Genomic DNA, 25,250 nt, shown 5'->3' with positions numbered 1-25,250 from the left:
CCACGCTATTGAGACTGTCGCTGGACAAGCACTGCTTGACCAGCTTGAGCTTGAACGCCGGATTGTACTTCGTCATGGTTGTCCCCTTGGGTCGAACTGGATGTCCAACTTTTGGGGGTCAGTTCAGGCTTTGGTTACTTTCCCCGAAAGGAAAGTGACCCGGCCGTGAAGGCCGGAACCAGGAGGTCCAGCGCACGCGGTAACAGATATGCCCGCAGCCGGCAGTGCCAGCGCCGTAAAAGCCGTCGCGAGCAAGCTCCCTCCCACGGCAAGTGCGTTTTTCGGCCATGCAAATCAAGAAGATAGGTTTTGTTTGATGAGAGCCAGCTTGCTGGCGATTACGTGCACCCGAGACAAATGGGATACTGCAGATCGCCAGCAAGCTGGCTCCTACAAGGTATGCGTAGCTATATCGCTACGATCAAAAACACTGACATGCGTCAGGTCAATGGAACTTTTTTCAATTGTCATGAAAAAATCTCCGTAAGATGTGCTTACAGGTGCTACTTTTAGTTCTTACCGAGACCGTTCCAGTCGTCCGGCGCCCTGTTTGAGCGCCGGTCTGGATAAGACACGCCGATTCGCGAGTCCAGAACGGTCTTTCCCTACCATCGGAGCAAAGGAAGTGCTCGATTGCAGCAGGTGGGTCGCCGTCATGAATAAAGTCACCTTTCCCAACGCCTGCCAGTTGATGCGCTGGCATTTCCACCCGGTCGGTTTCGAAGGCAGCATGGATGCGCCCGGCAGTATGATCGCGCGCCTTTTCGACCGGGCCAGTGGCGAGACGGTACTGGCGATCGCAGGGCTGCCCTGCTCGACCGTGATGAGTGCTACCGACGTGGAACGCATCATCGAAGCCATCGAAGCCGAGCTGGAACTGTTTCAGGCTCAGCCCAAGGTGCGTTTCTGCTGAAGCCCTGAGCGTGGGCGTCACTGCCCTGCGCGCATATCTTCGAAGAACGGTTTGTCGCCTGCCACCCGATCCGACGCCTTGGGCATGGCTGCCTGCTCCGGCGCGTTGCTCGTCTTGTCCACATACCAGTAGCAATGCCGCGCCGCACGCGTGATCGCGACGTACGCCAGTCGCAGGGTTTCGTCCTTCTGTGCCGAGTCGAAAGGTTGCAAGTCGCCGGTTTCTCCAAGCCCCGCCAGCCGATAGACCTGATTCTTGTAGGGCGAAACCGTCAGGTGCTGACAATCACCCAGCAGGAACACCGCATCGGCCTGCAGCCCTTTGGAGCTGTGATAGGTCAGGCTCTTGATCCTGCGCGCATGCGCAGGCATCGCCTGTTCGGCGTCGAGCATGGCCTGAAGACGCGGTGAGAAACGTGCCTTTTCGCTCGCCTTGCGATACAGCAAAAGGATTGAATCGCCCTCGCGGTAATGCCGGTCCACATGATCGGCGACGGCTTCTTCGTCCCGGTCCAGCACCTGGACTGGCAACAATTCCTGGACAGCGCCGCTGGCACGAGCCTTCTTGCCGGGGATGGCGGGTGCCGCGCGCACGATGTGTTCCGCCGCATCGATGATGTGCTGATGACTGCGGAAGTTGTCGCTGAGCATCACTCTGGTGGTGGCCGGAGACGAAAACTGGCGCGTGAATTCCATGAAGTACTTGGGAGAGCTCCCTCGCCAGCCGTAGATCGACTGCCAGTCGTCGCCGACGCACAGCAGGGATGAGTGCTGGGCGATGCGGCCGGTGTGCATGGCCGGACCGCGACGGCGGATTTCCCGCAGGCTGGCACGGAGCCAGGAAACGATCTGCGGGGAAACGTCCTGGAATTCGTCGATCATCAAGTGAGACAAAGGGCGAAGCACTTCATCGCTGACCTGTTGCAGATTCTCGGGCGCCGTTTCTCCAAACAACGCGAACATGCGGTTGTAAGTCATGACGGGCGGCTTCTGCGCCAGCAAATGGCTTTCGAAGGCTTTCCAGAACAGGCTCAAGCCTTCGAAGAAAAAACGGTCTGGGTCGTCGCTGGCAAAACTCATCTCGGCCACTGCGGCTGGCACGTCCAGGCCCAGGTTTTCGATGAAGTTGGCGGCGGTCACGAAAGCGTCGAGCAGCGGCGCGGCGCTCAGTTCGCCTTTGACCCGGTAGTCGAAGCCAGGTCCGGCCACGGCTGAGCCGGCCAGGGACTGCAAAACCTGCCGACCTTGTTGGTAATCCTCCAGCCATATCAGAGGTTTGCGGCCAAAAGCTTGAAACAGGGTGCGTTTGATGACCCATTCGGCCCAGACCGGAAGCTTGGCCCCAGGACGCTTCATCTGCTGGTCTTCCCCCGGATCCAGCCCGAGCACGATCCAGGCGTCCAGCTCGGCGCAGTAGCCATGCACATAGAACCCGGAGCCATTGATCTCGAAGGTCTGGCGCATCGGCTCGATGCCCTTGATCGGCCAGGCACCGGCGCGAATCCACAAGTCTTCGATGATGTCGCAGAGTTCTTCATCGCGTTTGGCGGACAGCTCGGTCACTGCGACACGCTTTTGCACATCAGGATGATCACGATCCAGTGCCTTGAGCTGCACGGCGTGACGGTACAACGGCGCAATGACTTCGCGGAAACGCTCATTGCTAGCGTACAGGTCGCGATAGCAGAGGTTCAACTGCTGCCTTTGGGCGTCGTTGAGGCGCAAGTCGAACGGATTGCTGTCCGGGTCGTCGATACGACCCGCAGGCGCGTTGCCCAGATTTTCGAAAGCGCCCAGTTGCTCGAACCCCGGCAGGCTGCGCACCAGCGGCAGAATCCGCGAATGAAAGGTGCGAACCAGATTGCGTCCCGCGCCCGTACCCAGTTCATGACCCCAAAGCCGGAATACCTCGGTAAGCCTGGCGATGAAATCCTTGCGGGACTCGCGGGTAAAGGTGACTACCGTCATCGCGTCCAGCTCATAACCCAGGTAATGGTGGAGCAGCAGGATGCGCAGGACCAGCGATGTAGACTTGCCCGCGCCGGCTCCGGCGATCACATAGGTCGAAGGCGTATCGCTAAGGATCATTTTCCACTGGGCAGCGCTGGGCTGAGCGTGAGCGGCGATCCGTTGCGACACATCCTGCTTGATTCTTTTCTTGAGTTCGGGCGTCAGCGGCAGACGCCAGTCCTCGAACAGGTGATCGTCGATTCTGGGGCCCTTGTGCTCGACAGGTCGTGTGTCGCGGATCACCAACACCTGACGCCCCTGCTCCAGGCCGTCCAGATGCCCTTCGGCGTAGCCTTCCCGAACGCCTTCGATATGGCCGTTCAGATAGCCATCGGCATGCCCCTGGAACCACGACGGCTGATGACGGGCTTTCAACCCGTTCAGGCTGCTGCCCAAAATCCTTGAAAGGACCCGCTTGTAGAAAGGCAATCGGTCGGCCGGATTGAGTTCCAGATCCAGGTCGGTCAGAGGGGCGGATGGCAGCTCGTCAGGCACGCAGACTCCAGAAAATGATTCGCAGGCGAAGAGCGCTATGGTGGCTCGAAACGATTTTAACCTCCAGCGAAATGCTTAGAGGTCAATGCCTTAGCCGATCAACTGCAGGTCATTTCACAGATCTGCAATCCTCTAGAAACAGGTTTCGAAGACTTCTGTCACGCACAGGTCTTCATTGACCAGACAGCCTCTGCGCCAGTTGTCGAAGGTCAGGCACGGATGGGAAGTGCCGAACGAGATCACGTCTCCCACTTTGAGATCGCAACCGGCGGGGACGACCATAAAGGCGTGCTGGTCCATGATCGCGGTCACCTTGCAGTCAGTAACATCGTGCCCTGAGGAAGCCTGATCTTCAGGCCTGAAACGCCGCAAGGGGGTAGGCAGGCCCGCATCATGAGCGACGTCACGCTTGCCGATGGCGACTACCGCCAGCCCCGGTTCGGGAAGCGACTGCACATGGGCCCACACCTCCAGCGCGGGCAACAGACCTTCGCTCAATCCCGCTCGCCGGTCAAGCACCGCGCGCTGGGCATCCTTGTAGATGCCGTGGTCATGAACGACGTAACTGCCCGGCCGCAACACGCCCAGAAAGCGTTCGCGTACCGCCTGTGCGTCGAAGGCTTCGGCGATCAGGTCATACCACGCGGACCCGGACGCCGTGACGATGGGGCGCTCCAGCCCGAATGCGCCACGATCCTGCAGCCCGACCGCCAGGCGTACCAGCGAAGCGGCAAAAGCCCTGATGCCGTCGGTGGCCTGCTCGCCCTTGATCACCCCTTCATACCCCTCGATGCCGGCGAGCAACAGCGTGGGTTGCGCTGCTACGGCGTCGGCCAGGGCCAATACCTGCTGCTCGCTGCGGCAACCGCAACGTCCTCCGGGCACGCCATATTCGATCATCACCTTGAGCCGCAGCCCGCGTGAACCGAAGAAAGCGCCCAGCGCCGCCACGTTGTCGGGATTATCGACCAGGCAGTAGAAATCGAACACCGGATCGGTCAGCAACTCGGCGATCAGCGCCATGTTGGCAGTGCCGACCAGTTGATTGGCCATCAATACACGACGCACTCCGTGGGCATAAGCCGCTCGAGTCTGCACGGCGGTTGCCAGAGTGATACCCCAGGCACCCTCGCGCAGCTGCCGGCTGAACAATGCCGGCGCCATCGTGGTTTTGCCATGGGGTGCCAACTCAGCTCCGCTGGCAGTGGCGAACGCCTGCATCCAGCGGATGTTGTGCGACAACGCCCGCTCATGAATCACCAGCGCGGGCAGGCTGACGTCACGGATCAGACTGTCCCCGGGTCTGGCGCTGCCTTTCTCCATGACTTCGATGCTCATGCGGCTCTACTCCGGCCTTTTGGCTTTGTACGCAATGCAGTCGATCTCCACCTTGCAGTCGACCATCATGCTGGCCTGCACGCAGGCCCTGGCCGGCGCATGTTCAGGGGTGAAATACTCGGCGAACACTTTGTTGAAACTCCAGAAATCCCGGGGATCGTCCAGCCAGACACCGACCCGGACCACATCCTGCAGGGTATAGCCCGCTTCTTCCAGAATCGCGATCAGGTTGCGCATCGTCTGGTGAGTCTGCTCGACGATGCCACCTGTGATGATTTCGCCATCCAGCGCCGGCACCTGGCCGGACACATGCAGCCAGCCATCGGCCTCCACTGCCCTGGCGAACGGCCTTGGCTGTCCGCCTCCGGCTGTACTGCCAGCGCCATATCGGGTGATGCTCATGGGGATCTCCTCTTTCCTTGAAACACAGAGCAAATCTGCCCGCCGGGCGTTACAGGCAGGTCGCGATTGCGGCGGCCCGTAGCGGTGCCTGGGGATCATTGGCGGGGGCGAAGAACTCGATCGCGGTGTCGGCAGCGCCACCGCGCACGTCGGCAAAGTAGCGCGCCTCGGTGGTGAATACGGTAAACCCGCCATTATCCAGCTTGTGCATGAAGACATCCGACGTTGCGCCGAACATCGCTTCGTTCTGCCAGGAGACCTGGATGCACTGGGCAACGGCCGCTGCCTGCTTGGTGCTGGACAGTACCTTTACAGGCCCCGCAGCGCGATCCGACTGGGATGGCGCGGCGCAACCCGCCAGGCACGCTGCTGCAAGGGCAATTACCGGTAACTTCATGGCTGGACTTCGCTCGTAAAAAAAGCGAAGTCTAGCACTGCGGTATCAGCCTTCGGCCAGTTGTTCGCGGTATTCCTCGAAGTACTGGCGCGCCAGGGTCTGCTTCTGTGTATCGTCGAGGATCTTGCCCGCCATCTGGAAGAACTTGTGCTCCTCCTCTTCCAGGTGATGATGAACCTTGTCGGACAGCTTGCGGGCGGTTGCCAGCCAGGCCGGGCTGGACATTTCGGTGTCGTCCAGCTCTTCGATCATCTCGTCCATTTCGTGGTGTTCGGAAATCGCATGACGACTCAGATCCACGCCGCTGTCATGGGCCATCAGCGGGATGTAGAAGAAACGCTCTTCGGCGGTTTCATGGGCGTGCAACTCTTCCTTGAGTCGCTTGTAAGCCTCTATGCGCTCTTCGCTTTCTCCGCTGGTCTGCACCAGGGCCTCGGCGAAACGACGTTGACGTTCATGGCTTTCACGCAGGGCTTCGAAAATATTCAAGGACTGTCTCCGGCACGGCCTCCAGATATCGGAAGCGATGTTCTCTAGACCTTGAAGCGCTGCTCGCAGTTCACCGCTGCTGGCTATCTAATACTGCGCGTTGCGCGCCGTGGTTCACGCCAGTTCGAAGACCACGTCCTGCGCGCCCTCCCAGAGGGTCTTTACGCCCAGCTTGCGCAGGTTCTCCTTGCCGTGGGTGATGGTCAGGAAATGATTGCCCGCCAGCTGCCCCATCTTGCTCGCGAAGCAGCAGGAGCCGTACGCCAGGATGATTTCGGTTTCGCTGTAGCCGCCGGGATAGAACAGGATGTCGCCCACCGAAGGATGGCTGGTGGCGTTCTCGAAGCCGATGAGCTGATCGTCGAGTTTCAACTGGTAGTCATCCAGCGGCACCCAGCACCCCTCGCCGCTCCAGCGCACATGAATGAATTTCTGCCGGTACGGCAGAAGCTGGAGGAACGCGGCCACCGTCTGCGGCGCATCGGGGTTGGGTTCGGCCAGAAACTCGTATCCGCCGGCGGTAATCCTGATAGTGGTCACGGGGCTGCTCCTTGAACTGACGATCGATGGGCGATGGCTCGGCAGCATATATCAGCCGCGTACCGAGGTCGCCGGCTATCGCAGCGCGGTTGCCGATGCGCTGGCAATCTTCAGTGCTGGAACAGTTGCTCCTTGGCGGCCTTGATGCGTTTCTGCCGCTCGCGAAGCAGCCCATCGGCCAGTTCGGCGGCGGCCTGAACGGTTTTCTCGCAGGGTTGGACCTGTGCGGCCAGCCCGCTGAGCGCTGCGGCGGCGTAGCGATCCCAGGCCTGGATCTCGTCGGTGAACAGCGGTGGCAGATTCGACATGGCGGACTCCAGATTCTCAGAGGCAGGTTTCGACGGACAAGCTGTCAGACAGACTAGGCGCTGCGGATCTTTTCGCAACACCGGCCCGGCTGCGCGTTTTGTCGCAGGTCATGGGCATGCGTGCCATGCAATTGCTGCCGCACCTATGCGACAATGCGCACCAATGTCTGGCATTCAACCCGCATTCATCTTCCGGCAACTCGGCTGTGACATGCTCGCGTTGCTGTCGACGCATGTCCGCCGCACCACCTTCGAACGCTTGTCGCAGCTTGTCCGGTCACGTTCCGGCAACCTTCGTTGCGCAGGCATTTTCCGAGTTGGCGGCCCCAAAGTACTGATAGGTAAGGCAATTGATCTCCACAGCTAACATCACCATGCAGTTCGGCCCCAAACCTCTGTTCGAGAATGTCTCGGTCAAGTTCGGCGCGGGCAACCGTTACGGCCTGATCGGCGCCAACGGTTGCGGCAAGTCCACCTTCATGAAAATCCTGGGCGGTGATCTGGAGCCGTCCGGCGGGCAGGTGATGCTGGAGCCGAACGTACGCCTGGGCAAGCTGCGCCAGGACCAGTTCGCCTACGAAGAATTCAGTGTGATCGACACTGTGATCATGGGCCACGAAGAGCTGTGGAAGGTCAAGGCCGAGCGTGACCGCATCTACTCGCTGCCGGAAATGACCGAAGAAGACGGCATGGCGGTCGCCGAGCTGGAAACCGAATTCGCCGAGATGGACGGCTATACCGCCGAATCCCGCGCCGGCGAACTGCTGCTGGGCCTGGGGATCGGCATCGAGCAGCACTTCGGTCCCATGAGCGAAGTCTCGCCGGGCTGGAAACTGCGTGTCCTGCTGGCCCAGGCGCTGTTCTCGGATCCGGAAGTGCTGCTGCTCGACGAACCGACCAACCACCTGGACATCAACACCATCCGCTGGCTGGAAAACGTGCTGACCCAGCGCAACAGCCTGATGATCATCATTTCCCACGACCGTCACTTCCTCAACAGCGTGTGCACCCACATGGCTGACCTGGATTACGGCGAACTGCGCCTGTTCCCGGGCAACTACGACGAGTACATGACCGTGGCGACCCAGTCCCGCGAGCAGTTGCTGGCCGACAACGCCAAGAAGAAAGCACAGATATCCGAGCTGCAATCCTTCGTCAGCCGTTTCTCGGCCAACGCCTCGAAAGCCAAGCAGGCCACGTCCCGCGCCAAGCAGATCGACAAGATCCAGCTGGCCGAGGTCAAGCCTTCCAGCCGCGTCAGCCCGTTCATCCGTTTCGAGCAGACCAAGAAGCTGCACCGTCAGGCCGTTGTCGTCGAGCACATGGCCAAGGGGTTCGACGGCAATACTCTCTTCAAGGATTTCAGCTTTACCGTCGAAGCGGGCGAGCGCGTCGCGATCATCGGCCCCAACGGTATTGGCAAGACCACACTGCTGCGCACTCTGGTCAACGAGCTGCAGCCTGACGCCGGCTCTGTGAAGTGGACCGAATCGGCGGAAATCGGTTACTACGCTCAGGACCATGCGCACGATTTCGAAGATGACTGCACCCTGTTCGACTGGATGGGTCAGTGGACTCAGGGCGGCGAGCAACTGGTACGGGGCACCTTGGGCCGTATGCTGTTTTCCAACGACGAGATCCTCAAGTCGGTCAAGGTGATCTCCGGTGGTGAACAAGGCCGCATGCTGTTCGGCAAGCTGATCCTGCAAAAGCCCAACGTGCTGGTGATGGACGAACCCACCAACCACCTGGACATGGAATCGATCGAAGCGCTGAACCTGGCGCTGGAAAACTATCCCGGTACGCTGATCTTCGTCAGCCACGACCGCGAGTTCGTATCCTCGCTGGCCACCCGCATCATCGAACTGAGCCCGAGCGGCGTCATCGACTTCAGCGGCACCTACGATGACTACCTGCGCAGTCAGGGTGTGGCGATCTAAGCAATATCCCGCACACATGTAGGAGCCAGCGGGCGGCGATCCGTCTTGCTGGCGATCATTACACGGTCTATCGCCAGCAAGCTGGCTCCTACGGGTGAAGGTGTAGATCGTTAGCCTGCTTTCCTTTCCGCTTCGCTCGGGCGATGATGGCGTACATCTTCAGCCCGCAGCGAACGTGCCTCATGTCTGTCGCCGAAAACAACAACACGCCCGCGCAGCCCAGCTCCATGACGATCACCTTGCAGATCGTGTCCATCGTCTTCTACACCTTCATCGCCTTTCTATGCATCGGCCTGCCCATCGCGGTACTGCCGGGCTACATCCACGATCATCTGGGCTTCAGCGCGTTGATCGCCGGACTCGCGATTGCCTCGCAGTACCTCGCCACGCTGTTGAGCCGTCCTTTCGCCGGCCGTGCCACGGATAACCTGGGCAGCAAGCGCGCCATCGTCTTCGGTTTGAGCGGCATCGTCATCAGCGGCGCCTTGACGCTTCTGGCGACCTTGCTGGACAGCTTCCCCGTGACGAGCCTGTCGATCCTGATCGTGGCGCGGGTGTTTCTTGGGGTCGCGCAGGGCATGATCGGCGTCGGCACCATCAGCTGGTGCATCGCCAAAGTCGGGGCGGAGCACACGGCCCGATCGATTTCCTGGAACGGCATCGCCTCCTATGGCGCTATCGCCATCGGGGCGCCGCTGGGCGTGGTTATGATCGATCAGGTGGGCATCGACTGCCTGGGCATCGCGCTGGTGCTGCTGGGCGGCCTGGCCTTGTACATGATCCGCGGCAAGCCCTCGGTGCCAGTGGTCCCCGGCGAGCGCCTGCCTTATTGGTCGGTATTCGGCCGGATCGCGCCGTACGGGCTGGGCCTGACCCTGTCTTCCATCGGCTACGGGACCCTGACGACCTTCATCACGCTGTTCTACGTCAGTCGCGGCTGGGAAGGCGCGGCCTGGTGCCTGACGGTCTTCGGGGTCTGCTTCATTCTGGCTCGTCTGGTGTTCATCGGCGCGATCAACCGTCTGGGCGGTTTCAACGCCGCCATCATCTGCATGGGCGTCGAAACCTGTGGTCTGGCGCTTTTGTGGCTGTCTCCGACCACTGGCTTCGCACTGACCGGGGCCGGTCTTGCCGGGCTGGGCCTGTCGCTGGTCTACCCGGCGCTCGGGGTCGAGGCGATTAAAAGCGTGCCGACGCCCAGCCGGGGCGCAGGCCTGAGTGCCTACGCGGTGTTCTTCGATCTGGCACTGGCACTTGCCGGGCCGGTCATGGGCGCGATCGCGCTGGGCCAGGGGTATGACTGGATCTTCTTCTACGCTGCGCTTTTATCGACAAGCGCACTGCTGCTGACCTTGTGGTTGTCGAAGCGGTCGGTGAAAAGCAGCTGATATAGCCAGCTATGCATTTTGCCTTCCAGCATATGAATAAATGCTGGCCCGCTGGTCGGTCGGTTTATTGACGCTCGTCTGGATCCAATCTTGACTTTCTCCATCCAGCCTTGATCCGGCTGGAAATTTGCCGCAATCACGTTGCGGTCGCTACGTGGCATTCGGGCATTCTGTAGTCTGAACCCTATCAATCGCCTCCCTGCCTACGTCACCAGGGAGAGCTGTCATGAAACCGGGTTTCGTTCTGCGTTACAGCTTCAGGATTCTGCCCCTCACCGCCCTTGCCTGTGTGCCACTGGATGTTCATGGCGCATGCAGTCTTGTCCCATCCACCGTAAATGATCGCTATGTCTGTGACAGCGGCACAAGCGGACCATTGACTGACCTTACGGGCGACAATGCCTTGGTGTTTCCGTCGGGCGGTTCGGGCTCGATAACCGGAAATGTCGGTTTCGGTCCGGGTCAGGATCTGGTCGACATGGCCTCCGGCGTCATTACGGGTAATGTCACTCAGGGAGATGGCGCCGACAGGTTCGTCATCAGCGGCGGCTCGATCACCGGCGATGTCAGCCAGGGATCGGGCATCGACACCTTCGAAATGACCGGCGGCAGCCTGCGCTCGCTGTTTCAGGGCGACGGCCTGGACCGTTTCAATATGACGGCCGGGACCATCAGCAATGCGTTCGAAGATGGTGACAATGCAACCATGTCCGGAGGCACCATCGGCCGGGTAGACATGAAACTGGACGACAATTTCTTCGATCTGAGCGGTGGCCGCATCGTTGGCAACCTGGTCACCGGGTTTGGGCGCGACACCATCATCGTCCGTGGCGGCAGCATTGGTGGCGCGATCAGTGTCAGCGGCGGCGACGACCAGGTCACTCTGACCGGCGGCGACATCGGCGGGGAGATCCGCACCAGTTTCGGCAACGACCGATTTGTCTGGCGTGACGGTGGCACGGTGCGCGGTGCCGTACTGCTGGCCGACGGCAACGACTCGGCCCTGCTGGAAAATCTGGACGAGACACTCCTGGCCCCTGCCCCTTCGATCGATGCGGGAACCGGTGTCGACCGGCTGGATCTGTCGGCGACCGAGAGCGCCGGCCCGCAACGTTACCTGAACTGGGAGCAGATCAACCTTGGCAACGGCTCGCGCCTCGATCTGGCCGCGCCCCTGGTACTGGGCGACGCGGCCAGCGGCACGGGAACCTTGCAAATCGACGCCACCAGTCGTGTTTCATCCACGACCGGCAGCGTGGTGCCTTTTCTGGCGACGCAACGGGTATCCGTGCGTAACGCCGGTACGCTGGATCTGACGTCCAGCGGCGCCGTGGCGGGCGATACCCTGCGAATCGACGGCGACTATACCGGCGACAATGGCCGCCTGCTGCTGCAGTCGGTTCTCGGTGATGACAACTCGGCCACCGACCGACTGATCGTGGCCGGCGGCACGATCAGCGGTCGAACCGAGCTCAACGTCAGCAACCTCGACGGCACTGGCGCCTCGACCCGGTTGAACGGCATCGAGGTGGTCCAGGCGCTTGAAGGCGCAACCAGCGACAGCACCGCCTTCAGCCTCGGCAGCCCTCTGTCCGCCGGGGCCTTTCAGTACTACCTGTTCAAAGGTGGTGTGACGGCCGGCTCGGAAAACAGCTGGTTCCTGCGCTCATCCGTGGTTTCTCCGCGCAGCGCGCCGCTACCGGCCGAACCGCCCGTGCCGCCGCCGGTCCCTCCGGTATCGGGTCCTGATCCAGTGCCGCCGACCGCGCCGACACCGCAGCCTACGCCTGAAGTACCGCAACCCGAACCGGCCGCCCTGTTGCCCGTCCCTGCTCCCGGAACGCCCGCCTTACCCGGGGCAGCGTTCGACGCCGAGCCCATTGCGCTCTATCGGCTGGAAGTGCCCGTCTGGTCAGCCATACCCTCAGCGACCGCAACGCTCGCGCTCGCCTCCATCGGCACCTTTCATGAACGCCAGGGCGAGCAAAGTCTGCTCAGTGAAACGGGGCCTGTCCCGGCCGGGTGGGTCCGCCTGCTGGGCAATGACTTCCGGCAGACCGAGTCCGGGACGGTGAGCCCAACCCTGGATGCGACGGTTGAGGGTTGGCAAGTCGGCCATGACCTCTACGCATGGCGCTCCGACACCGGCAACCTGCATCGCGTGGGGCTGTTCGCCGGTCATGGCCGTTTGAAAGGCCACGTCAACGGCTTCGCGGAAGGTTTCGAAGACCGGCGCAGCGGCAAGCTGGACATCGACTCCGACAGTCTGGGCGCGTACTGGACGCTGGTCGGGCAGCGAGGCTGGTACCTGGACGCGGTGCTGATGGGCAGCCGGCTGACGGGTGACGCTCGTTCGGGGCGCGGGGCAGGCATCGATACCGAGGGCGATGCGTTGAGCGCTTCACTCGAAGCCGGGTATCCGCTGCGAATCAGCGACCAATGGGTTGCGGAGCCTCAGGTGCAGTTCATCCACCAGCGTACCGATCTGGATAGCCAGAACGACGGTATCTCACATGTGTCTTTCGACGCCCAGCCTCGCAATACCGGCCGGATAGGAACGCGGTTCAAGGGCCGCTATCCGCTACAGGGCGCGGTGCTGGAGCCTTACCTGCGGGCCAATATCTGGCACACCTTCGGTAGCGACGATCAAATCGAGTTCGACCCTGTGGATCGCATCGAAACCGGCCACGCTTCCACCCGTGCCGATCTGGGCGCGGGACTGGCCGCGCGTTTGTCGAGGGAAGTCAGTCTGTATGTCAACGGCGACTACAGCCAGAACCTGGATGCCAATGACTATCGGGGACTGCGAGGCAGCGTGGGGGTGCGGGTGAGTTGGTGAACTGCAACTTCGCCGGTAGGAGCCAGCTTGCTGGCGATGCGCACGCGGGAATCGCCAGCAAGCTGGCTCCTACAGGTCAGTTTTGCAGTCTACTCCTCCGCCGCCTTGGGTTTCAGGATCAGCACGGCGAGCGGCGGCAGGCTCAGGGAGACGGACACCGGCATGCCATGGGCGCGTTCGTCCTGGGTGTGGACCCCGCCGCCGTTGCCCATGTTCGATCCCGCGTACATCTCGGCGTCGCTGTTGAGCAGCTCGACCCAAGTGCCTTCGAACGGCACGCCCACGCGGTAGCCCTCGCGCGGCACCGGCGTCAGGTTGGCGACCACCAGCAGCGGATCGCCCTCCTTGCTCCAGCGCAGCCAGGCATAAACGCTGTTGGACGAGTCGTCGCCGATCAGCCACTGGAAGCCCATCGGTTCGGCATCGCGCTGATAGAGAGCGGTTTCCTGGCGATACAGCCGGTTAAGGTCGCTGACCAGTTTCTTGACCCCGATGTGCTCGGCGTACTGCAACAGGTACCAGTCGAGCTGTTCGTCGTGGTTCCATTCGCGCCACTGGCCAAACTCGCAGCCCATGAACAACAGCTTCTTGCCCGGATGGGTCCACATGAAGGTCAGATAGGAGCGCAGGTTGGCAAACTTCTGCCAGCGGTCGCCGGGCATCTTGTCGATCAGGGAGTGTTTGCCATGCACCACTTCGTCATGGGAAATCGGCAGGATGAAACGCTCCGACCAGGCATACATCAGCCCGAAACTCAGCTCACCGTGGTGGTGCGCCCGATGGATCGGGTCCTGCTGCATGTAGTGCAGCGAATCGTGCATCCAGCCCATGTTCCACTTGTAGTTGAAACCCAGGCCACCTTGTTGCGTACTGCCGGTGACGCCGGGCCACGCCGTGGACTCCTCGGCGATGACCATGGTACCCGGTGCTTCATGGGCGACGACATCGTTGAGGTGACGGAGAAAATCGATAGCTTCGAGGTTTTCACGACCACCGAAACGGTTCGGGACCCACTCACCGGCCTTGCGCGAGTAGTCGCGATACAGCATGGAAGCAACAGCGTCCACACGCAGACCGTCGATGTGGAAATGCTTGAGCCAGTGCAGTGCCGAGGCGAGCATGAAGCCGTGCACTTCGGTGCGGCCCAGGTTGTAGATCAGAGTGTCCCAGTCCTGGTGAAAGCCTTCCTGCGGGTTGGCGTACTCATAGAGCGCCGTGCCGTCGAATTGCGCCAGGCCATGTTCGTCAGTAGGAAAGTGCGCGGGCACCCAATCCAGGATCACGCCGATTTCAGCCTGGTGGCAGGCGTCCACGAACGCGGCGAAATCCTCCGGGGTGCCATAGCGCGCGGACGGCGCGAACTGCGCCAGCAGCTGGTAGCCCCATGAGCCGCCAAACGGGTGCTCCATGATCGGCATCAGTTCGATATGGGTGAAGCCCAGTTCCTTCACGTAAGGAATCAGGCGCTCCGCCAGCTCGCGCCAGTTGTACTGCCGCCACTGCCCCTCCTCGTTCTGCTCCATCTGCCAGGAACCGGCATGCAGTTCGTAGATCGACAGCGGCGCGGCTGGAGTCTGGCGCTCGGCGCGGGATTCCAGCCACTGCTGGTCCTGCCACTCGAACTGTAAGGGAGCGGCAACCTTGGACGCGGTGTCCGGCGGCAAGGTGGTCGCGCGCGCCATCGGGTCCGACTTGAGCGGCAGGATGCCGTGGGCACCCAGGATCTCGTATTTGTAGGTCTCGCCCGGCTGCAGGCGCGGTACGAAGATTTCCCATACGCCCGACGGATGCCGCAGACGCATCGGGTGGCGGCGGCCGTCCCAGTTGTTGAAGCTGCCGACCACCGAAACCCGACGGGCATTGGGTGCCCAGACCGAGAATCGCACGCCCTCCACGCCTTCGACGGTCATGACCTGCGCACCCAGGCAATTGCTCAGGTCGCGATGGTTGCCCTCGGCGAACAGGTAAAGATCCATCTCACCCAGCAAGGCACCGAAGCTGTAAGGATCTTCTGTGATCTGCTCACCACCCGCCCAGTTGATTTTCAGCAGATAGGGCTGCGCGTGCTCCAACTGCCCAACAAAAAAGCCGGGCACCTCGCTCATCTGCATTTCGCCCAGCTCCCGCTGATCGTCGCGGGCCAGCAGTCTGACGCTCAGGGCGCCCGGCAGGTAGGCGCGCACGATCTGACCGCTGCCGCCGTCGCCGTGCGGTCCCAGAATCGAGAACGGATCACGGTGCTCGGCCCGGATCAGCGCATCCATGTCTACCGTGGCTGGCATGGCTTTGAAGCCCGTGCCGGTCTTGTCAGGCGCATTCATTTCGACTCTCCATCAGACAGTTGCAGCAATCCACGCAGACCTTGTAACGGAACCGCCAGCCAGGCGGGACGGTTCTCGGCCTCGTAGATCACTTCGTAAGCGGTTTTTTCCAGGGTGAACAGCTCCAGTGCGGCGCTCTCCCCGTCCTGTTCTTGCCATTGATGGGCGATACCGGCCGTGGCGGTTTCATAGCCTTCGATGAATGCCCGCCTGGCCTGGGACAGATAGGTCTCGGCCACGCGACGACGCGCCTGCGCGGCTTCCTCCGAGGTGTCGACGCTCTGGGCACTGCGCACCGCCATGGCAGCGGCGTAATCGAACGAGCGCAGCACGCCGCTGACATCCTTGAAGGGGCTGTGCTTGGCTCGGCGCTCTTGCAGCGGACGGGCCGGTTCGCCTTCGAAGTCGATCAGATAGGCATCGCCCTTGACCACCAGCACCTGACCGAGGTGCAGGTCCCCGTGGACCCGCATGCGCAGCCCGCCTACCGAGCGACGAGCCAGTTCCTGAATGTGCTGGCCGATCCGCTCGCGATTGGCCAGCAGATCGCTGACCAGCTGTTGATCCTGGGGTTCGAGATCCGCCTTGCGCTGTTCCAGACGCTGCAGGGCATTTTCGACCTGCGCGGCAACACTGCGGCCGGAAGCCTGGCTGTCTTCTTCGCGGGTCGGCTCGACGGCGAAATCCGGGTTGTCGGTCGGCTCTGCCAGAATCTGGTGCATTTCGCCTAGACGCTGACCCAGATGCCGGGCAAAGTCCGCCAGTTCCAGCAGCGCGTTGTAATGCTGTTCCTGTCCGGAAACGCCATGGGCCATTTCGTCCCGCACGGCACGTTCAAGATTGTTCTGCGTCCACTCCCAGGCATCGCCCTGGTTGCTCAGGTAACCTTGGGCGATCATCAGCAAATGTGGCTGTCCGTCGCTGCCGACCCGAACCAGCGAACCCAGTAACGGCGAAATGTGCTGATAACCGGCATTGGTCAGGTAAGCACCCATCTCCAGTTCCGGGTGCACGCCCGCGCTGACCTTGCGGATCAGCTTGAGCACCAGCGCGCTGCCGACGACCACCGAGCTGTTGGACTGTTCGGCCGACAGATAGCGCACTTCCGACTCGTTGTTCAGCCCGAGCGCCGTGAGATTCTCGGTGTGCTCGAAGCGCAGGTCGCCGTCACTGCTGTGCAGTACCGTTTGCGCCTGCATGCCGTGAATGACCGCGCGAACGAACGTCTCCAGTGTGAAGGCATCGGTGATAAGCCCGACCTGCCGCCCGCGCCGCACCCTGGCCAGTGCGAGTTGCTGAGGCAATGCACTGGCGATGTCATCTTCGGCCAGGAGACCGAATGGCAGCTGATAGCGTTCGGTCTGGCCGCCCGCAGTGACCTCGATTTCGTTGAGCAGGACCGGATGCGCCGGGTCGCCAAATCGGGTGGCGTAGGCGATGTGAACGCGCTCGATAGGCTTGTCCTTGGCGCCGAACCAGCGTCGTTTGGGGATGTAGACCGCAAGCGAGGTGTTTTCCATCGTCCCGCGCAGCGGTTCGTCGAGCAGTTCTTCCAGGCGCTTCTTGAGCACCAGCGTCGGGAAGTCCGGCATGCTTTGAGCAGGTTCCACGTGCCAGCTGGGCATTTGATTCTCCGAAGCCAAAAGAAACCAGTAGAAGCCATAAGGGGGCAAGGTGAGCAAATAGTTCAATTGCCCGATCGGCGGGAAGGCGCTGCCACCGAGCATCTCGACCGGGACCGTGCCTGCATAGGCCGACAGTTCCAGTTCCGCCGCCTGTGCGGCGCTCGACATGTTGGCCACGCACAACACGATTTCAGTGTGTCCGTCCGGTGCCGTGTATTCCCGGGTATAGGCCAGGATGCGGCGGTTGGTCGGTGACAGCATTTTCAGCGTGCCGCGCCCGAAAGCCTTTTGCTGCTTGCGCACCGACAGCATGCGCCGGTTCCAGTTGAGCAGCGAGTGCGGGTCCTTCTCCTGGGTTTCCACGTTTACCGACTGAAAACCGTACAGCGGGTCCATGATCGGCGGCAGCACCAGGCTGGCCGGATCGGCGCGGGAAAAACCGCCGTTGCGGTCGATGGACCATTGCATCGGAGTGCGCACCCCGTCCCGGTCGCCGAGATAGATGTTGTCGCCCATGCCGATCTCGTCACCGTAGTACAAAGTCGGCGTACCTGGCATCGACAACAGCATGCTGTTGAGCAATTCGACCCGGCGCCGGTCGCGCTCCACCAGCGGGGCCAGACGCCTGCGGATGCCCAGGTTGATGCGCGCACGACGGTCGGCGGCGTAATAGTTCCACAGATAATCGCGCTCGCGATCAGTGACCATCTCCAGGGTCAGCTCATCGTGGTTACGCAGGAAAATCGCCCACTGGCAGTTGGCCGGAATCTCCGGGGTCTGGCGCAGGATGTCGGTGATGGGAAAGCGGTCCTCCTGAGCCAGTGCCATGTACATGCGCGGCATCAGGGGAAAATGGAAGGCCATGTGGCATTCATCACCGTTGGGCCCTCCGTGGCTCTCGCCGAAATACAGCTGGGTATCCTCCGGCCACTGGTTCGCTTCGGCCAGCAGCATGCGGTCCGGATAATTGGCGTCGATTTCGGCGCGAATCTTTTTGAGTACTTCGTGAGTCTCGGTCAGGTTTTCGTTGTTGGTGCCATCCCGCTCGATGAGGTAGGGAATGGCATCCAGACGCAGCCCGTCGATGCCCATGTCCAGCCAGAAACGCATGACCCCGAGTACCGCTTTCATGACCAGCGGATTGTCGAAGTTGAGATCCGGCTGGTGCGAATAGAACCGGTGCCAGAAGTACTGGCCGGCGACCGGATCCCACGTCCAGTTGGATTTCTCGGTGTCGAGAAAAATGATCCGGGTGCCGTCGTATTTGCTGTCGGTGTCGGACCATACATAGAAATCCCGCGCCCGTGAGCCGCGCTTGGCGCGCCGTGCACGCTGGAACCATGGGTGCTGGTCGGAGGTGTGGTTGATCACCAGTTCGGTAATGACCCGCAGGCTCCGCTTGTGCGCCTGGGCGATGAAGCGGCGCGCGTCCGCCATCGTCCCGTAATCGCTGTGCACGGCCCGGTATTCCGAGATGTCGTACCCGTCGTCGCGGCGCGGCGACGGGTAGAACGGCAGCAGCCAGATCGTGTTGACTCCAAGCCCGGCGATATAGTCGAGCTTTTCGATCAGGCCGGCGAAGTCACCGATTCCATCGTTGTTGGAATCGTAGAAGGACTTCACATGCACCTGATAGATCACAGCGTCCTTGTACCAGAGCGGGTCCTGGCGGAAGTTGGCGGCACCAGCGGGATCGTTCGCCATCGAGGGCTCCTTGTTGTTTTAGTTCGCTGCCTTGATTCGCCAGATGCCGAACGGCTGGTAAGCCGGATCGATGCGCATCCACTGCACCTTGCCGTACCAGTTCCAGCGATGCCCGGTCATCAGGTCTTCCCCGGACGTCACGGCGTCGTCACGCAAACCCATGTCCCACAACGGCAGCTCGAAATGAGCCTCCTGGACGTTATGCGGATCAAGGCTGACCGCGACCAGCACGAAGTTTTCGCCATCGGCCGAGCGTTTCCCGAAATACAGGATATTGTCGTTCCACGCCGCGTACAGCTTCAGGCCCAGATGGGTGTGCAGCGCCGGATTTTGACGGCGAATGCGGTTGAGCTGGGCGATCTCGGCGATGATATTGCCCGGCGCTGCAAAATCCCGGATGCGAATCTGGTATTTCTCGGAATCCAGATACTCTTCCTTGCCAGGAATCGGTGCCGACTCGCACAGCTCAAAGCCCGAATACATGCCCCACAGGCCCGAGCCCATGGTCGCCAGCGCCGCCCGGATCAGAAAGCCCGCCCGTCCCGACTCGTGCAGGAAAAACGGATTGATATCCGGTGTATTGACGAAGAAGTTGGGACGGTAGCAGTCGCGTAGCGGCGCCTCGTTGAGCTGGGTCAGGTATTCCGACAGCTCGGCCTTGGTATTGCGCCAGGTGAAGTAGGTATAGCTCTGGGAATAGCCGACCTTGCCCAGCCGGGCCATCATCGCCGGCTTGGTGAAGGCTTCGGCCAGGAACATGACGTCCGGATGCTGGCTGCGGACTTCACCGATCATCCACTGCCAGAACGGCAGCGGCTTGGTGTGCGGGTTATCGACGCGGAAGATCTTGACGCCCTCGTGGACCCAACCCAGCACGATGTCCTTTAGCTCAAGCCACAGGCTGGGAATGGCGTCGGGGGCATAAAAGTCGACGTTGACGATGTCCTGGTATTTCTTGGGCGGGTTTTCGGCGTAACGGATGGTGCCGTCCGGACGCCAGCTGAACCAGCCCGGATGCTGCTTGAGCCAGGGATGATCCTGGGAACACTGGATCGCGAAGTCCAGCGCGATCTCCAGGCCATGCTCGGCGGCCGCCGCGACCAGCTCGCGGAAATCCTCGCGGCTGCCCAGTTGCGGGTGAATGGCCTCATGTCCGCCGTCCGGGCTGCCGATGGCGTAAGGGCTGCCGGGATCGTCGGGGCCTGCGGTCAAGGAGTTGTTCGGCCCCTTGCGGTGGGCACGGCCGATAGGGTGGATCGGCGGGAAGTACAGCACGTCGAAGCCCATGTCGCGGATCATCGGCAGGCGCGAGTGGACATCCTTGAAAGTACCGTGCCGGTTTGGATCATCGGTGATCGAGCGTGGAAACAATTCATACCAGCTGGCGAACTGCGCCAGTTCGCGCTCCACGTCCAGAGGAAATTCGACGCTGCGGCTCAAGAACGTGTGATTGTCGGCCTGATGCATCAGCTCGGCTGTTTCGCTGTGCAGCAGCAAGGCAACCTTCGCTTCCTTGTCGCCCCGTGACAGGTGCTCGATCACCTGCTCGATCTGCGCGCGCAGTTCGCCCTGACTGCGTTCGGCGGCGTGGACCAGATGGATGCGCCCTTCCTCAAGTTCGAGCTCGACGGGCACGGCGGCGGCGAATTTCTTCTCCAGTTCATAGCGGTAGCTGGCGTACTGGTCGATCCAGGCCTCGATCCGGAACACATACCGGCTTACCGAGACGGGGGTGAACTGCCCGACCCAGCTGTCGTTGCCCAGATCCCGCATCGGGGAAATATGCCAGTACTCTTCATCGGCGGCGCGCCAGCGAATCCGCACCGCCAGCTTGTCGTGGCCGTCGGCGAATACCTTGCTGGTCACGGTAACCGGCTGGCCCACGATGCCCTTGGCCGCGAACAGCCCGCCGTCGATCACCGGCGTCGTGTCTTCGATGACGACACGCGGCAATTGCAAGGCGTGGGTGAGGCTCAAGGGACGGGTTGGATGGGGTACATCGGTGGCCAGGGAATCCGGGCCGTATGGCTGATCATTCATCGAGCATCACTCCTCACGCCCCAGGGACGCTCCTGTGCGGATCCATGCAGTAAAAGATTGGTCAGTGCAACGGCTGACGGCCAGAGGCGGTAAAGACCTCGCGTGACCGGGTCGCCTGACTTTCCGAGCCGTGGCCTACGGCAAAGTTCAAAAAGTTTGGAGACGTCAGCAGCGTAGACCACACTGGAAAAAGACCGCATGAAATGCGTCGCGATGGCGACCGGAGCTGCACGGTCGCGACGCTCGCTGAATTTAGCCCGGCGCGGCGCGGTCGAAGCGTCATTGACCCCGAGCAAAGGAGCTGTGCATGAACATCCCGATTCCGCCGGAAGCCCCGGACCCGAACATCGACGATCCGACCCTGCCGGTTCCGCCGCCGGACGAGGAACCGCCTCCTACCATGCCGCCGGTGATCGATCCGCCGGTCGGTGACCCGCCCGCGCAAGAGCCGCCGGTGATTGTCTGAACGCGTGAGGACTCAGGACGAGCGGTTTTCGTCCTGCGTCCGATCCAGCGTCGCGGCTGAGCGTCTGTGGGTCCGGGCAGCATCCGGGCGAGCGTGTTCGAGCACATTCGGAACAAGACTGAGGATTCCTAGCGCGAGCAGAGTACTGAGCACCGCCGTGGCTTCACGCCCCATGCCAGCGGAGACGCCGATAGCGGCCGTCATCCACAGACCCGCCGCAGTTGTCAGGCCCTTGACCTGCGCCGCGCTGCGCACGCCCTCTTTCAGAATGGTGCCTGCACCGAGAAAGCCGATGCCTGCCACCAGCCCCTGTACGACCCGACTGAGCGCATCTTCATCCGCGCCGGCCATGCTGGGAACCAGCACGAACAACGCCGAGCCCATGCACACCAGCATATGCGTGCGGATTCCGGCGGCCTTGCCCCGGTGCTCGCGCTCATAGCCCAGAATTCCGCCCAGAACGGCGGCCATCAGCAGCCGGACGGTGATCCGGGTCACTTGTGAAGGGTCGGCAATGTCGGAGAATTCTGCTTGCAACGTGTCTATGACTTCCTGCCACCAGCTGTTCATCGCGTCTCCTTCGCCTCGTCCTGTCATCGGACCGCAACCGGCTAAAGGAGTGCCGACCCGGGCGGCAGGCGGTGGCGCATTGCTTCTGATCGTCCAGACTTGTCAACAGCAACGGGAGAACACGCCATGCCTCTGGAAATCGATAGTGCGGAAAAAACCTGCTCGGCCACGCTCAACGACGTCGTGCTCAATGGCGCGATCGCTGATGTGATCATCGTCACCAACGATGCCACGCACATGTCCGAAGCCATGATCGACGGCACGCCGGTGCCGATCACCGAAGCCGAAGCGGATGCCCTGACCGTGCACGGTGCCGATGATCAACGCCATAACACGGTCGCGCGCGGCGGAGCGGTCTGAACCCAGGCGGAATCAGCGCCCGCCCGCCAGATCGATAAACGTGCCGGTTGCGTAGGAGGCCTTGTCCGACAGCAGCCAGACGATCGCCTGCGCCACCTCGTCGGCGTTGCCGCCGCGCCCCATCGGCAGGGCGCCCTCGAGCTTGCCGACCCGGAACGCATCGCCGCTCAGGGCGTGGAAGTCAGTAAAGATATAGCCGGGGCGCACCGCGTTGACGCGCACCCCCTCCCCGGCCACTTCCTTGGACAGGCCGATGGTGAAGGCGTCGATGGCGCCCTTGGAGGCCGCGTAGTCCACATACTCGTTGGAAGCACCCAGTCGCGAGGCGACGGAAGACACGTTGACGATGCTGCCACCGCTGCCGCCATGGGCCGGCAGCATGCGCAACAGGGCGTGTTTGCTGCACAGGATCGGACCGACTACGTTGGTCATCATCATTTTCAGAAGCCGGAATTCAGACATGTCCTCGACTCTTGATGTCGAGGACAGTGTGCCGGCGTTGTTGACCAGATGTGTCACCCGGCCCAGCTCTGCGTCTACCCGCGCGTAGAGCCGGATGATTTCGTCTTCGTTGCTGACATCGGCCTGCACGGTGATGGCTTGAGCGCCCATCGCTCGCACCTGCGCGCAGACTTTATCGGCGGCCTCGTGATCGGTCAGGTAGTTGATGCAGATGCGATACCCTTCCGAGGCCGCAAGCAAGGCGGTGGCTGCGCCGATCCCTCGTGAGCCGCCGGTGATGATCAAAACCTTTTCCATGTATGTGTCTCGTTCGTCGAGGTCGTTCGGTCCGGCGCAGGTGGCCGGCTTGCGTGCCGGCGATCAATGCACCGGCGTTTCAACTGTAAACCCGCTTGCGGTCAAGTGGTCGCGATAGTCGCCCGGGGCGAGCCCCGGTCACGTTCCAGCGCCTGGATGTCGGCCATGAACTGTCTGGCCGGGGCCGGGTGTCCCAGCAGGAACCCTTGCAATGCATTGCAGCCAAGCCTGGACAGAAAATGCTGCTGGACCACGGTTTCTACCCCTTCGGCGACGATACGCAGGTTCAGCGCCTGACCCAACGCGACAATCGCGGAAACGATGGCAGCATCGTCGCGATCGTGTTCCAGGTCGCGGACAAAGCCGCGGTCGATCTTGATTTCGTTGGCGGGCAGGCGTTTGAGGTACATCAGGCTCGAATAACCGGTGCCGAAATCGTCGATGGACAGATCCACTCCCATGTCGGAAAGCTTGCGAAGCACTGAAAGCGCTGCATCCGCATCGCTCATCGCGGTCGTCTCGGTGATTTCCAAGGTCAGGCAATTCGCGGGAAGGCTGTGCCGGCCGAGCGTCCGGGCGACGGTGTCGACCAGCCCTTCGTGACCGAACTGCAACGCCGACAGGTTCACTGCAATGCGCCAGTGGCTGTAGCCCTGCTGGTACCAGTCGCGCATTTGCCTGCACGCCTCGTCAAGCACCCAGTCGCCCAGCGCAATGATCAGACCGGTCTTTTCCGCCAGGCCGATGAAGTGATCGGGGCCGAGCAATCCGCGCTGCGGATGGTTCCAGCGCAGCAGTGCCTCGGCGCCCACCGGCTGCCCATTGGTGGCATCGAACTTGGGCTGGTAATGCAGGCAGAACTGGGATTCCAGCAGCGCGACCCGCAACTCCTGGAGCAACTGAAGCTTGTTACGCGCGTCGGTATTCATCGATGCGTCGAAGAAACTGTAGGCATTCTTGCCCGCTGCCTTGGTGTGGTACATGGCGGCGTCGGCGTTCATCAGCAGTTCGTGCTGGGTCTGACCGTTGCCCGGATAGATACTGATGCCGATGCTGACCGAAACCTGGAGAGCGTGACCGGCGACGTCGAACGGACGGCAGATGACGTTGACCTGGCGGGCGGCGATGCCCGACGCGTCCTGCGGCTCCTCCAGTTCGACAAGCCAGACGAATTCGTCACCACCGATACGCGCCAGGGTGTCGTTGCGGTGCAGATTCTCCTTCAGCCGAGTTGCAACCTGACACAGAAGCTGGTCGCCGACGTGATGGCCATAAGCATCATTGACCGGCTTGAAGCCATCCAGATCCATGAACATGACGGCGAAGCACCCGCCTTTCTCGTTGACAGCCTTCATCGCCTGCTCGATGCGGTCGGCGAGCAATATGCGGTTTGGCAGCCCGGTAAGGTTGTCGTGCAGCGCTAGTTGTGTCAGCTCTCGGTTGGCTTCGAAGAGCGACTGGGCCAGTACGGCGGTGCGGGCTTCCATGCGCGCATCCAGAATGGATGTCAGCAAGGTGATGGTCAGCACGGCAAGCGTGCCGAACAGCACCAGTTTGTCGAGCCCATTACTGCGCAGCCCGTTTTCCAGAGCGCCACACACAGCGCCACTGGCATAACTGGCCGCAGCCATGCCGGTGTAGTGCATGCCAACGATCGCAATACCCATCAGTACCGCGGCGCCGAGCCGGGCAAGCACGACATTGCGGGTCTGCTGGCGCAGCCGGAATGCAATCCACAGGGCTGCGGCCGAGGCCAGGACCGCGATCAGCAGCGAGAGCCCGACCAGGTCGGGGTCGTAGTCGATCCCCGGCTGCATGCGCAGCGCGGCCATGCCCAGATAATGCATGGACGCGATGCCGACGCCCATGCACAGCGCGCCCAGCCCAAGGTGCAGCGTCGGCATTCTCGGCTGGCTGACCAGCCATAGGGCGAACCCTGAGGAAAACATGCCGGCGAACAGCGACGCCAGGGTCAACGGAACGTCAAAGGCGGTTTCGAACGGCGGCACGTAGGCCAGCATGCCGATGAAATGCATCGACCAGATGCCTGTGCCCATGGCGAACGCGCCGCCGGCGATCCAGAACCAGACCGCGCGCCCGGTCGCCGAAGCGATGCGCCCGGTGAGGTCAAGCGCTGTATAGGACGCCAGGATGGCGACCAGTATGGAGATGAGGACCAGCGACGGGATGTAGGCACCGCTTGACATAAAATTCACCGTTACAAGAGCGTCCAGCACTTGCGGGCTGTCTGTCGAAAGAATTGTACCCAAACGGCGATAAATGTCGCGGTGCTGACTCACAAATAATGGCGCGAGGCCATAAGGGAAGTCCTGATGTGAGAGCCGGG

At 61.7% G+C, this 25,250-nt stretch carries 19 protein-coding genes; 6 read left to right on the top strand and 13 right to left on the bottom strand.

The genetic code is table 11. From position 1 onward, the window contains the following. Positions 1-655: 655 nt before the first annotated feature. A complete protein-coding gene (locus TRP66_RS18205) occupies positions 656-913 on the top strand; it encodes a DUF1652 domain-containing protein (protein WP_333405340.1) in 258 nt (85 codons plus the stop codon). A 17-nt stretch (positions 914-930) separates the two neighbouring features. Here the strand turns inward: TRP66_RS18205 and TRP66_RS18200 are convergent, their stop codons facing one another. The 7 genes from TRP66_RS18200 to TRP66_RS18170 form a co-directional block, all read right to left on the bottom strand. Continuing rightward, positions 931-3,417, bottom strand: a complete 2,487-nt coding sequence (locus tag TRP66_RS18200) for a UvrD-helicase domain-containing protein (RefSeq protein WP_333405338.1) — start codon at positions 3,415-3,417, stop codon at positions 931-933. A gap of 132 nt (positions 3,418-3,549) precedes the next feature. Then, positions 3,550-4,755 carry an amino acid deaminase gene (locus TRP66_RS18195; RefSeq protein ID WP_333405336.1) on the bottom strand — a complete coding sequence of 402 codons (1,206 nt, stop codon included), beginning with the start codon at positions 4,753-4,755 and terminating at the stop codon, positions 3,550-3,552. Between the two features lie 6 nt (positions 4,756-4,761). Next, positions 4,762-5,157: a RidA family protein gene (locus tag TRP66_RS18190; protein ID WP_333405334.1), complete on the bottom strand. Its 396-nt coding sequence runs from the start codon at positions 5,155-5,157 to the stop codon at positions 4,762-4,764. A 49-nt stretch (positions 5,158-5,206) separates the two neighbouring features. Then, positions 5,207-5,554 carry a 2-oxoacid ferredoxin oxidoreductase gene (locus TRP66_RS18185; protein ID WP_333405332.1) on the bottom strand — a complete coding sequence of 116 codons (348 nt, stop codon included), beginning with the start codon at positions 5,552-5,554 and terminating at the stop codon, positions 5,207-5,209. A gap of 45 nt (positions 5,555-5,599) precedes the next feature. Next, entirely contained in the window at positions 5,600-6,043 is a 444-nt protein-coding gene (locus TRP66_RS18180) for a hemerythrin domain-containing protein (RefSeq protein ID WP_333405330.1), read from the bottom strand. A 114-nt stretch (positions 6,044-6,157) separates the two neighbouring features. After that, positions 6,158-6,583, bottom strand: a complete 426-nt coding sequence (locus tag TRP66_RS18175) for a DUF3830 family protein (RefSeq protein WP_333405328.1) — start codon at positions 6,581-6,583, stop codon at positions 6,158-6,160. 110 nt (positions 6,584-6,693) lie between these two features. Then, positions 6,694-6,891, bottom strand: coding sequence for a hypothetical protein (locus tag TRP66_RS18170; protein WP_333405326.1), 198 nt, complete (start codon positions 6,889-6,891; stop codon positions 6,694-6,696). A 350-nt stretch (positions 6,892-7,241) separates the two neighbouring features. On the opposite strand from TRP66_RS18170, the gene TRP66_RS18165 reads away from it, so the two are divergent. From TRP66_RS18165 to TRP66_RS18155, 3 genes are all read left to right on the top strand, one after another. Then, positions 7,242-8,831 carry an ABC-F family ATPase gene (locus TRP66_RS18165; protein WP_333405324.1) on the top strand — a complete coding sequence of 530 codons (1,590 nt, stop codon included), beginning with the start codon at positions 7,242-7,244 and terminating at the stop codon, positions 8,829-8,831. A 182-nt stretch (positions 8,832-9,013) separates the two neighbouring features. Then, the gene (locus TRP66_RS18160; RefSeq protein ID WP_333405322.1) at positions 9,014-10,219 is read left to right on the top strand and encodes an MFS transporter; all 1,206 of its coding nucleotides are present in this window, start codon (positions 9,014-9,016) and stop codon (positions 10,217-10,219) included. A gap of 376 nt (positions 10,220-10,595) precedes the next feature. Further along, positions 10,596-13,058, top strand: coding sequence for an autotransporter family protein (locus TRP66_RS18155; RefSeq protein ID WP_333405320.1), 2,463 nt, complete (start codon positions 10,596-10,598; stop codon positions 13,056-13,058). 89 nt (positions 13,059-13,147) lie between these two features. Here TRP66_RS18155 and glgB read toward each other — a convergent pair whose 3' ends face one another. Genes glgB through TRP66_RS18140 form a run of 3 tightly spaced genes read right to left on the bottom strand, consistent with a single transcriptional unit; the run spans position 13,148 to position 20,748 of the window. Beyond that, the gene (glgB, locus tag TRP66_RS18150) at positions 13,148-15,379 is read right to left on the bottom strand and encodes a 1,4-alpha-glucan branching protein GlgB (protein WP_333405318.1); all 2,232 of its coding nucleotides are present in this window, start codon (positions 15,377-15,379) and stop codon (positions 13,148-13,150) included. Beyond that, positions 15,376-18,708, bottom strand: a complete 3,333-nt coding sequence (treS, locus tag TRP66_RS18145) for a maltose alpha-D-glucosyltransferase (protein WP_333405316.1) — start codon at positions 18,706-18,708, stop codon at positions 15,376-15,378. Before treS ends, glgB begins: the two co-directional genes overlap by 4 nt. An 18-nt stretch (positions 18,709-18,726) precedes the next feature. After that, on the bottom strand, positions 18,727-20,748 hold the full coding sequence (locus TRP66_RS18140; RefSeq protein WP_333405314.1) for an alpha-1,4-glucan--maltose-1-phosphate maltosyltransferase: 2,022 nt from the start codon (positions 20,746-20,748) through the stop codon (positions 18,727-18,729). A gap of 307 nt (positions 20,749-21,055) precedes the next feature. Between TRP66_RS18140 and TRP66_RS18135 the strand changes: the two genes are divergently transcribed. Continuing rightward, a complete protein-coding gene (locus tag TRP66_RS18135) occupies positions 21,056-21,214 on the top strand; it encodes a hypothetical protein (protein ID WP_333405312.1) in 159 nt (52 codons plus the stop codon). 12 nt (positions 21,215-21,226) lie between these two features. On the opposite strand, the gene TRP66_RS18130 is transcribed toward TRP66_RS18135, so the two are convergent. Continuing rightward, positions 21,227-21,784, bottom strand: coding sequence for an MgtC/SapB family protein (locus TRP66_RS18130; RefSeq protein WP_333405310.1), 558 nt, complete (start codon positions 21,782-21,784; stop codon positions 21,227-21,229). Between the two features lie 126 nt (positions 21,785-21,910). On the opposite strand from TRP66_RS18130, the gene TRP66_RS18125 reads away from it, so the two are divergent. Next, a complete protein-coding gene (locus tag TRP66_RS18125; RefSeq protein ID WP_333405308.1) occupies positions 21,911-22,144 on the top strand; it encodes a DUF3203 family protein in 234 nt (77 codons plus the stop codon). Between the two features lie 12 nt (positions 22,145-22,156). Here the strand turns inward: TRP66_RS18125 and TRP66_RS18120 are convergent, their stop codons facing one another. After that, entirely contained in the window at positions 22,157-22,903 is a 747-nt protein-coding gene (locus TRP66_RS18120) for an SDR family oxidoreductase (protein WP_333405306.1), read from the bottom strand. A 101-nt stretch (positions 22,904-23,004) separates the two neighbouring features. Further along, positions 23,005-25,110 (bottom strand): putative bifunctional diguanylate cyclase/phosphodiesterase, encoded by a 2,106-nt coding sequence (locus TRP66_RS18115; RefSeq protein WP_333405304.1) that lies wholly within the window; start codon positions 25,108-25,110, stop codon positions 23,005-23,007. Between the last annotated feature and the right edge of the window lie 140 nt (positions 25,111-25,250).

The sequence above is a fragment of the Pseudomonas sp. JDS28PS106 genome (assembly GCF_036706555.1).
In the GTDB taxonomy this organism is placed as follows: domain Bacteria; phylum Pseudomonadota; class Gammaproteobacteria; order Pseudomonadales; family Pseudomonadaceae; genus Aquipseudomonas.
This window is presented reverse-complemented; position numbering and strand designations above follow the sequence as displayed.

Coding starts and splice junctions, on each gene's coding strand:
- TRP66_RS18205 (WP_333405340.1), top strand. CDS start 656: ATGAATAAAGTCACCTTTCCCAACGCCTGCCAGTTGATGCGCTGGCAT.
- TRP66_RS18195 (WP_333405336.1), bottom strand. CDS start 4,755: ATGAGCATCGAAGTCATGGAGAAAGGCAGCGCCAGACCCGGGGACAGT.
- TRP66_RS18190 (WP_333405334.1), bottom strand. CDS start 5,157: ATGAGCATCACCCGATATGGCGCTGGCAGTACAGCCGGAGGCGGACAG.
- TRP66_RS18185 (WP_333405332.1), bottom strand. CDS start 5,554: ATGAAGTTACCGGTAATTGCCCTTGCAGCAGCGTGCCTGGCGGGTTGC.
- TRP66_RS18170 (WP_333405326.1), bottom strand. CDS start 6,891: ATGTCGAATCTGCCACCGCTGTTCACCGACGAGATCCAGGCCTGGGAT.
- TRP66_RS18160 (WP_333405322.1), top strand. CDS start 9,014: ATGTCTGTCGCCGAAAACAACAACACGCCCGCGCAGCCCAGCTCCATG.
- glgB (WP_333405318.1), bottom strand. CDS start 15,379: ATGAATGCGCCTGACAAGACCGGCACGGGCTTCAAAGCCATGCCAGCC.
- treS (WP_333405316.1), bottom strand. CDS start 18,708: ATGGCGAACGATCCCGCTGGTGCCGCCAACTTCCGCCAGGACCCGCTC.
- TRP66_RS18140 (WP_333405314.1), bottom strand. CDS start 20,748: ATGAATGATCAGCCATACGGCCCGGATTCCCTGGCCACCGATGTACCC.
- TRP66_RS18135 (WP_333405312.1), top strand. CDS start 21,056: ATGAACATCCCGATTCCGCCGGAAGCCCCGGACCCGAACATCGACGAT.
- TRP66_RS18130 (WP_333405310.1), bottom strand. CDS start 21,784: ATGAACAGCTGGTGGCAGGAAGTCATAGACACGTTGCAAGCAGAATTC.
- TRP66_RS18125 (WP_333405308.1), top strand. CDS start 21,911: ATGCCTCTGGAAATCGATAGTGCGGAAAAAACCTGCTCGGCCACGCTC.
- TRP66_RS18120 (WP_333405306.1), bottom strand. CDS start 22,903: ATGGAAAAGGTTTTGATCATCACCGGCGGCTCACGAGGGATCGGCGCA.
- TRP66_RS18115 (WP_333405304.1), bottom strand. CDS start 25,110: ATGTCAAGCGGTGCCTACATCCCGTCGCTGGTCCTCATCTCCATACTG.